Annotated in this window: 5 protein-coding genes and 1 pseudogene; all 6 read right to left on the reverse strand. The window is 70.2% G+C overall.

Translation table 11 applies throughout. The features are described from left to right. Positions 1–114: 114 nt before the first annotated feature. Positions 115–726: pseudogene (locus tag ABEA26_RS17065) on the reverse strand (YdcF family protein); the annotation flags it as partial. A gap of 554 nt (positions 727–1,280) precedes the next feature. Then, the gene (locus ABEA26_RS17070; protein WP_345593258.1) at positions 1,281–2,432 is read right to left on the reverse strand and encodes an XdhC family protein; all 1,152 of its coding nucleotides are present in this window, start codon (positions 2,430–2,432) and stop codon (positions 1,281–1,283) included. A gap of 52 nt (positions 2,433–2,484) precedes the next feature. Beyond that, positions 2,485–3,942: an NCS2 family permease gene (locus ABEA26_RS17075; RefSeq protein ID WP_345593260.1), complete on the reverse strand. Its 1,458-nt coding sequence runs from the start codon at positions 3,940–3,942 to the stop codon at positions 2,485–2,487. Between the two features lie 274 nt (positions 3,943–4,216). Continuing rightward, the gene (locus ABEA26_RS17080; RefSeq protein WP_345593261.1) at positions 4,217–6,601 is read right to left on the reverse strand and encodes a xanthine dehydrogenase family protein molybdopterin-binding subunit; all 2,385 of its coding nucleotides are present in this window, start codon (positions 6,599–6,601) and stop codon (positions 4,217–4,219) included. Between the two features lie 2 nt (positions 6,602–6,603). Continuing rightward, positions 6,604–7,236, reverse strand: coding sequence for a (2Fe-2S)-binding protein (locus ABEA26_RS17085; protein ID WP_345593262.1), 633 nt, complete (start codon positions 7,234–7,236; stop codon positions 6,604–6,606). Continuing rightward, positions 7,236–8,126, reverse strand: coding sequence for an FAD binding domain-containing protein (locus ABEA26_RS17090; protein ID WP_345593263.1), 891 nt, complete (start codon positions 8,124–8,126; stop codon positions 7,236–7,238). Before ABEA26_RS17090 ends, ABEA26_RS17085 begins: the two co-directional genes overlap by 1 nt. Between the last annotated feature and the right edge of the window lie 154 nt (positions 8,127–8,280).

An 8,280-nucleotide genomic window follows, 5' to 3' on the forward strand; every position in this document is an offset into this window, starting at 1 on the left:
GTGTACGCGGGGCGAGGCCCGCCTGGGTCCGCCGGCCCCACGTGTAGCGGGATGGTGACGACGGCAAGCCTGGCGCCAGGGTCCAGGTCCGCCACAACCAGACGTCTCGGACACAAGCCGTTCGTACGCGCGGATGACTCCGTCCGGCACGTCTTGCGTGATCATGAAGCCTTGCGCCGGATAGATCAGCAAGCGCTGCAGGGAGCCGACGAGCATGTCGACGACCAGCCGTGCGTCCTGGATCGAGTCGACGTATGCGGGAAGCGTCATGGAGGCCGACGCGCTGACGAATTCCGTCCCCGGCCACAGCTTCCGGGCCGTGGCGTAGGCGCGACGTTCCTCGTACGGCTTGCTGACGATGAGTACGGAGGGCGTGTCGATCCCCTGCTCTTCGAGCAGCGCACGGGAGAAAGTGATGTTCTCCCCCGTGTTCCGCGCCTGCGGCTCAACGAGGATCGCAGTGGCCCGAACCCCCAGCTCCACCGCCCGCTCACGGTAGTGCTCAGCCTCTCCTCGCGGCATACGGTCGCGAGTGGTGCGGCTGGTCGCCCCGGTGAAGACGACCAGCGGCATCATGCCCCGGTGGTACAGATCGGCGGTCGTCTCCGCGACGCCGAGATCATGACTGCCCAGCCCGATCCCTACGGAACAAGGGCGCGGTTCATGACCCATTAGCTGGAATTCCCACAGCCGTTGAGCATCGGCCCATGCCTGTGCTGAGATCACTTGCGCTCGTCCCCCGGTTTCGCCGAGTCGGGAACCTCGAAGTCGTACCCACCTCGGCGGCACGGTTGTTTCCTTCGTGGTCGCTGATGCCTGGCCGGCTTGAGAGGCTGGCTCAACTGGGCCATGGGCGCCCACCCACGGCGAGTGATGGGCAGGGACAGCACGAAGGCCAGCGAGTGACCTGAATCTTCTCCGTGGGCTGGGTGACGAGAAACGGAAGCACTCTCCCAGCTTGGGAATCAGCGGCTCTTGGGCCGTTGAAGTGGTTCTGAACTGCGCTTTCCCATTGGGCAGGGTGTGTGGCTATGGGCTCTGGAACCCGCATCCGACCGCTGTTGTCCGCTCGGCTGAGCACGGATGGGGCATGAGGGTCGGCAGGGTGGTCACGCTCTGACTGTCCGCGGAGGGGACCCGGGCTGGTGCCGCTGGGGGTGAGACGAAAGCCCCCGGTCGCTGACCAGGGACTGCACCAAAGAGCGGGTGACGAGAATCGAACTCGCGCTCTGAGCTTGGGAAGCCGCGGTCCCTTGCGGTCAAGCAGGAGTCGGCGCTGATCAGGCCACCGACCCGATGCGCCCCGCCGGTGCCGACGGCCCGTCGTGGTGGATCGGGGTGTGGGCGCCGGTCAGGGAGGCGCCCGTGCCGCCGCGGCGGGTCGCGACGATCTCGGCGGCGATGGACAGGGCCGTCTCCTCGGGGGTGCGGGCGCCGAGGTCGAGGCCGATGGGGGACCTGAGGCGGGCCAGCTCCAGGTCGCTCACGCCGACCTGGCGCAGGCGGGTGTTGCGGTCGAGGTGGGTGCGGCGGGAGCCCATCGCGCCGACGTAGGCCACCGGCAGGCGCAGGGCGAGCTCGAGGAGCGGTACGTCGAACTTGGCGTCGTGGGTCAGGACGCACAGCACCGTGCGCGCGTCCACCTCGGTGCGTGCGAGGTACGCGTGGGGCCACTCGACGACGATGTCGTCCGCGTCGGGGAAGCGGACCTTCGTGGCGAAGACGGGGCGCGCGTCGCAGACCGTCACGTGGTAGCCGAGGAACTTGCCGGCGCGGACCAGGGCCGAGGCGAAGTCGATCGCGCCGAAGACGATCATGCGGGGTGCCGGGACCGAGGACTCGACCAGAAGTGTGAGCGGTGCTCCGCAACGTGAGCCCTGCTCTCCTATCTCCAGGGTGCCGGTGCGTCCGGCGTCCAGGAAGGCGCCCGCCTCGGCGGCCACTGTGCGGTCCAGTTCCGGGTGGGCGCCGAAGCCGCCCTCGGACGTGCCGTCCGGGTGGACGACGAGCGCGCGGCCCGTCAGTTCCGCGGGGCCGCGCACGATCCGGGCCACCGCCGCCGCCTCACCTCGCGCGGCGGCGGTGAGCGCGGCGGCCAGTGCCGGACGTGCGGGATCGTCCGCCCGTACCGGCGTGACGAGGATGTCGATGACCCCGCCGCAGGTCAGGCCCACGGCGAAGGCGTCCTCGTCGCTGTAGCCGAAGCGCTCGAGGACGGTTTCGCCGTCGTCCAGCGCCTGCCGGCACAGCTCGTACACGGCCCCTTCCACACAGCCGCCGGAGACCGAGCCGATCGCCGTGCCCCCGGCGTCCACCGCGAGGGCGGCGCCGGGCCGGCGGGGTGCGCTGCCGCTGACGGCCACCACGGTGGCCACGGCGAAGTCGCGTCCCTGCTCGACCCACCGGTTCAGCTCTTCGGCGATGTCCAGCATCTGTCGGTCTCCTCACAGAGCGGTGATACGGAAAGGGTTCCCGAGGCCGTGGCTAGTGCACGCCCAGCCAGCTCTCGATCGGGTTGAGGGCGAAGTAGACGATGAAGATCACCGTCAGGACCCACATGAACGCGCCGATCTCCCTGGCCTTGCCCTGGGCGGCCTTGATGGCGACGTAGGAGATGACGCCGGCGGCGACACCCGCCGTGATCGAGTACGTGAACGGCATCAGGACGACGGTCAGGAAGACCGGGATCGCGGTGGCCCGGTCGGCCCAGTCGACGTGCCGGGCGTTCATCATCATCATGGCGCCGATGACGACCAGCGCGGCGGAGGCGACCTCCTGCGGCACGATCGCGGTGATCGGCGTGAAGAAGAGGCAGGCCGCGAAGAACAGGCCGGTGACCACCGAGGCGAGTCCGGTGCGGGCGCCTTCCCCGACGCCGGTCGCGGACTCGACGAAGACGGTCTGGCCGGAGCCTCCCGCCACACCGCCGATCGCGCCGCCGGCGCCGTCGACGAACAGCGCCTTCGACAGGCCCGGCATCCGGCCCTTGTCGTCGGCGAGCTTCGCCTCGGTGCCGACGCCGATGATCGTGGCCATCGCGTCGAAGAACCCGGCCAGCACCAGCGTGAAGACGATCATGCCGACCGTCATCGCGCCGACCTCGCCCCAGCCGCCGAACTCCAGGTCGCCGAAGAGCGAGAAGTCCGGCATGGAGACGGCGCTGCCGTGCAGTTCGGGGGCGCCGTTGGCCCACTGCTTGGGGTCGATGACGCCGGTGGCGTTCAGCACGGAGGCGACGATCGTGCCGGTGACGATGCCGATCAGGATCGCGCCGGGCATGTTGCGCGCCTGGAGCATGAAGATCAACAGCAGGGTGCCCGCGAAGAGCAGAACGGGCCAGCCCGCGAGTTCGCCGGCCGGGCCGAGGGTGAGCGGGGTCGCCTTGCCGGCGTGGACGAAACCACCCTTGACCAGGCCGATGATGGCGATGAACAGGCCGATGCCCATGGTGATGCCGTGCTTGAGGGCGAGCGGGATCGCGTTCATGATCATCTCGCGGAGACCGGTGACCACGAGCAGCATGATCACCACGCCGTACATCACACACATGCCCATGGCCTGCGGCCAGGTCATCTGCGGGACGACCTGGCCGGCGATCACGCCGGACACCGAGAGTCCGGCGGCCAGGGCGAGCGGCACCTTGCCGACGAAGCCCATCAGGAGCGTGGTGACCGCCGCGGCGAGCGCCGTCGCGGTGATCAGGGCCTTCTGGCCCAGGGTGTCCCCCGCGGCGTCCTTGCCGGACAGGATCACGGGGTTGAGCAGGACGATGTACGCCATCGCCATGAAGGTGGTGGTGCCGCCGCGCACCTCACGCGCGACGTTGGATCCTCGGTGGGTGATGTGGAAGTACCGGTCGAGCCAAGACCGGCCGGCGGGGACGCGGGAACCCGCGCCCGCGTCCTCGGCGGTGGTCTCGGGCTCCACTGACTGCTGGGTCATGGGGCCGTCTCCCAAGGTTCATAGGTGCACCCGGGTCGACCGCGGGAGCGGTCGCGGGATTTGGGATGGGTACGACCCGGGGGACGGCCCGAGACGAACGCGTGTGTGGTGGTGCGCGTATGTGCGGTGGTGCCTATGTGCGGTGGTGTGCGTGCGGGGTGGTGCGGTGGTTCCTGTGTGGTCGAGCTTCAAGCGCCGCGAGCGGAGCGGTACTTGGGGTGTGCTCCGGGCGGCGCGGAGTGTGTGATGTTCCGTGCGCCGCCCGAAGTCCTTGTCACGCCGTGCCGGTGAGGTGTTCCGGTCGTACCGGCGTGCGGTCGAGCGCCAGCCCGGTCGCGTTCCGAACGGCCGCGAGGACCGCCGGGGTCGACGACAGGGTGGGGGCCTCGCCGATGCCGCGCAGCCCGTACGGGGCGTGGTCGTCGGCGAGTTCGAGCACGTCGACCGGGATGGTCGGCGTGTCGAGGATGGTGGGGAGCAGGTAGTCCGTGAAGGACGGGTTCTTGACCTTCGCGGTCTTGGGGTCGACGACGATCTCCTCCATCACCGCGACGCCCATGCCCTGGATGGTGCCGCCCTGGATCTGGCCGATGACGGAGAGCGGGTTGAGGGCCTTGCCGACGTCCTGGGCGCAGGCCAGCTCGATGACCTTGACCAGGCCCAGCTCGGTGTCGACCTCGACGACGGCGCGGTGCGCGGCGAAGGAGTACTGGACGTGGCCGTTGCCCTGGCCGGTGCGCAGGTCGAAGGCCTCGGTCGGCCGGTGCCGCCACTCCTCCTCGACCTCGACGGCCTCCCCCTCCAGTACGTCGACCAGGTCGCCGAGGACCTCGCCGCCGTCGGTGACGACCTTGCCGCCCTCCAGGAGGAGTTCGGCGGTGGCCCAGGCCGGGTGGTAGGAGCCGAACTTGCGGCGCCCGATCTCCAGGACCTTCTCGCGCACGAGCTCGCAGGCGTTCTTCACGGCGCCGCCGGTGACGTACGTCTGCCGGGAGGCGGAGGTGGAGCCGGCCGAGCCGACCCGGGTGTCCGCCGGGTGGATGGTCACCTGCGTGACACCCAGCTCGGTGCGGGCGATCTGCGCGTGAACGGTGACGCCGCCCTGGCCGACCTCCGCCATGGCGGTGTGCACGGTGGCCACCGGTTCGCCGCCGACGACCTCCATGCGGACCCTGGCCGTGGAGTAGTCGTCGAAGCCCTCGGAGAAGCCGACGTTCTTGATGCCGACCGCGTAGCCGACGCCGCGGACGACACCCTCGCCGTGTGTGGTGTTGGACAGGCCGCCGGGCAGCTGCCGTACGTCGGCGCCCTCGCTGGACTCCCACTGGCGCTCGGGAGGCATCGGCATCGCCTTGACGCGGCGCAGGAGTTCGGCGACCGGCGCCGGGGAGTCGACCGGCTGGCCGGTGGGCATGACGGTGCCCTGCTCCATGGCGTTGATCCGGCGGAACTCCACCGGGTCCATTCCGAGTTCCTTGGCCACCTTGTCCATCTGCGCCTCGTAGGCGAAGCACGCCTGGACCGCGCCGAAGCCGCGCATGGCGCCGCAGGGCGGGTTGTTGGAGTAGAGGGCGACGGCCTCGATGTCCACGTCGTCGACCACGTACGGGCCGACGGCCAGGGAGGCGGCGTTGCCGACGACCGCCGGGGAGGCGGAGGCGTAGGCGCCGCCGTCCAGGACGATGCGGCACTTCAGGTGGGTGAGCCTGCCGTCGCTGGTGGCGCCGTGCTCGTAGAAGAGCCGGGCCGGGTGGCGGTGGACGTGGCCGAAGAAGGACTCGAAGCGGTTGAAGACGATCTTGACCGGTTTGCCGGTGCGCATCGCCAGCAGGCAGGCGTGGATCTGCATCGACAGGTCCTCGCGCCCGCCGAACGCACCGCCGACGCCGGACAGCGTCATGCGCACCTTGTCCTCGGGCAGGCCGAGGACCGGGGCGATCTGCTTCAGGTCGGAGTGCAGCCACTGGGTGGCGATGTAGAGGTCGACGCCGCCGTCCTCGGACGGCACCGCGAGGCCGGACTCGGGGCCGAGGAAGGCCTGGTCCTGCATGCCGAAGTAGTACTCGCCCTCGACGATCACGTCGGCGCGGGCAGCGGCCCCGTCGGCGTCGCCGCGGATGATCGGCTGGCGGTGCACGATGTTGGGGTGCGGGACGTGGCCGACGTGGTGGTCGTCGCGGTTCTCGTGGACGAGGATCGCGTCGGGGGCGGTCGCGGAGGCCTCGTCGGTGATGACGGGCAGTTCGCGGTACTCGACCTTGATCTTGGCGGCGGCGCGGCGCGCGGTCTCCGGGTGGTCGGCGGCGACGATCGCGACCGGCTCGCCGTGATGGCGTACCTTGCCGTGCGCGAGGACCGGGGTGTCCTGGATCTCCAGGCCGTAGTTGCGGACCTCGGTGGGCAGGTCGTCGTAGGTCATGACGGCGTGGACGCCGGCCATGGCGAGGGCCTCGCCGGTGTCGATGGAGACGATCTCGGCGTGCGCGACGGTGGAGCGCAGGATCTGGCCCCAGAGCATGTCCTCGTGCCACATGTCGGACGAGTAGGCGAACTCGCCGGTGACCTTGAGGGTGCCGTCCGGGCGGAGCGTGGACTCGCCGATGCCGCCCCTGGTCTGGGAACCCTGGGTGATTTTGGTGGGTGCGCCGGTGGCAGCCATGCTCAGACCCCCTCGGACTGACGGGCCGCGGCCAGGCGGACCGCGTCCATGATCTTCTCGTAGCCCGTGCAGCGGCACAGGTTCCCCGACAGCGCCTCGCGGATGTCCGCGTCGGTCGGGTTCGGGTTGCGCTCCAGCATCTCGTCGGCGGCGACCAGCAGACCGGGTGTGCAAAAGCCGCACTGGACGGCGCCGGCGTCGATGAACGCCTGCTGTACGGGGGCCAGTTCGGCGCCCTCGCCGGTCTGGGAGTCGGTGCCCCCGACCTGCCGGCGCTTGGCCTCGTCGAGGGTGGCGCCCTTGCCCGTGCCGCCGCTCGCGCTGTCGCCGCCGCTTCCGCTGCTCGCGTTGGAGCAGGCGCCGGTGGCGCAGGCCTCGGCGCGCTCCCTGGCGAAGTCGGCCAGGCCCTCGACGGTGACCACCTCGCGGCCCTGCGCCTGACCGGCCGCGACGAGACAGGAGCACACCGGAACGCCGTCCAGGCGGACCGTGCAGGAGCCGCACTCGCCCTGCTCACAGGCGTTCTTGGAGCCGGGAAGTCCCATCCGCTCGCGCAGCACGTACAGCAGGGACTCGCCCTCCCACACGTCGTCGGCTTCCTGCGGACGTCCGTTGACAGTGAAGTTGACGCGCATTACGCCGCTCCCTCCGTGGTGTGGCGGGCGCCGCGGTACGACTCCCAGGTCCAGGTGAGTGTCCGGCGGGCCATGACGCCGACCGCGTGGCGGCGGTAGCTCGCGGTGCCCCGGACGTCGTCGATCGGGTTGCAGGCGGCCGAGCACAGGTCGGCGAACTGCTTGGCGACCGACGGGGTGACGATCTTCCCGTTGTCCCAGAAGCCGCCCTCTTCGAGCGCCGCGTTCAGGAACTCCTCGGCCGCCTTGGCACGGACCGGGGTGGGCGCGGCCGAACCGATGCCGGTGCGGACCGTGCGGGTCTCGGGGTGCAGGGCGAGGCCGAAGGCGCACACGGCGATGACCATGGCGTTGCGGGTGCCGACCTTGGAGAACTGCTGCGGGCCGTCGGCCTTCCTGACGTGCACGGCACGGATCAGCTCGTCGGGCTCCAGCGCGTTGCGCTTCACGCCCGTGTAGAAGTCGTCGATCGGGATCAGGCGCCTGCCGCGCACCGACTCGGCCTCTACCCGCGCACCCGCGGCCAGCAGCGCCGGGTGGGCGTCGCCGGCCGGGGAGGCGGTGCCGAGGTTCCCGCCCACGCCGCCGCGGTTACGGATCTGCGGGGAGGCGACCGTGTGCGAGGCGAGGGCGAGACCCGGCAGCTCGGTGCGCAGGTTCTCCATGATCCTTGTGTAGGGCACGGAGGCGCCGAGCCGTACGGAGTCCTCCGCGACCTCCCACTCGGTCAGGTCACCGATGCGATTCAGATCCATGAGGTATTCGGGCCGGCGGTGGTCGAAGTTGATCTCGACCATCACGTCGGTGCCACCCGCAATCGGCACAGCGGTGGGGTGCTCGGCCTTCGCGGCGAGCGCCTCCTCCCAGCTGGCGGGGCGAAGGAAGTCCATGACCGGCTCTCTTCTTCGTCTACTTGTGGGGCGTACAGATTGAGCCAATCCGTGTGCGGCGGGCGCGGCTCGTTCAAGTGCTGTTCACGTGGAGTGGGCTCAGTACACCGCCCGGTGCTCCACCGGGGTCAGTCGCAGAAACCATGAAGGAGTT

Source organism: Streptomyces marokkonensis (assembly GCF_039539045.1).
Classification (GTDB): Bacteria; Actinomycetota; Actinomycetes; order Streptomycetales; family Streptomycetaceae; genus Streptomyces; species Streptomyces marokkonensis.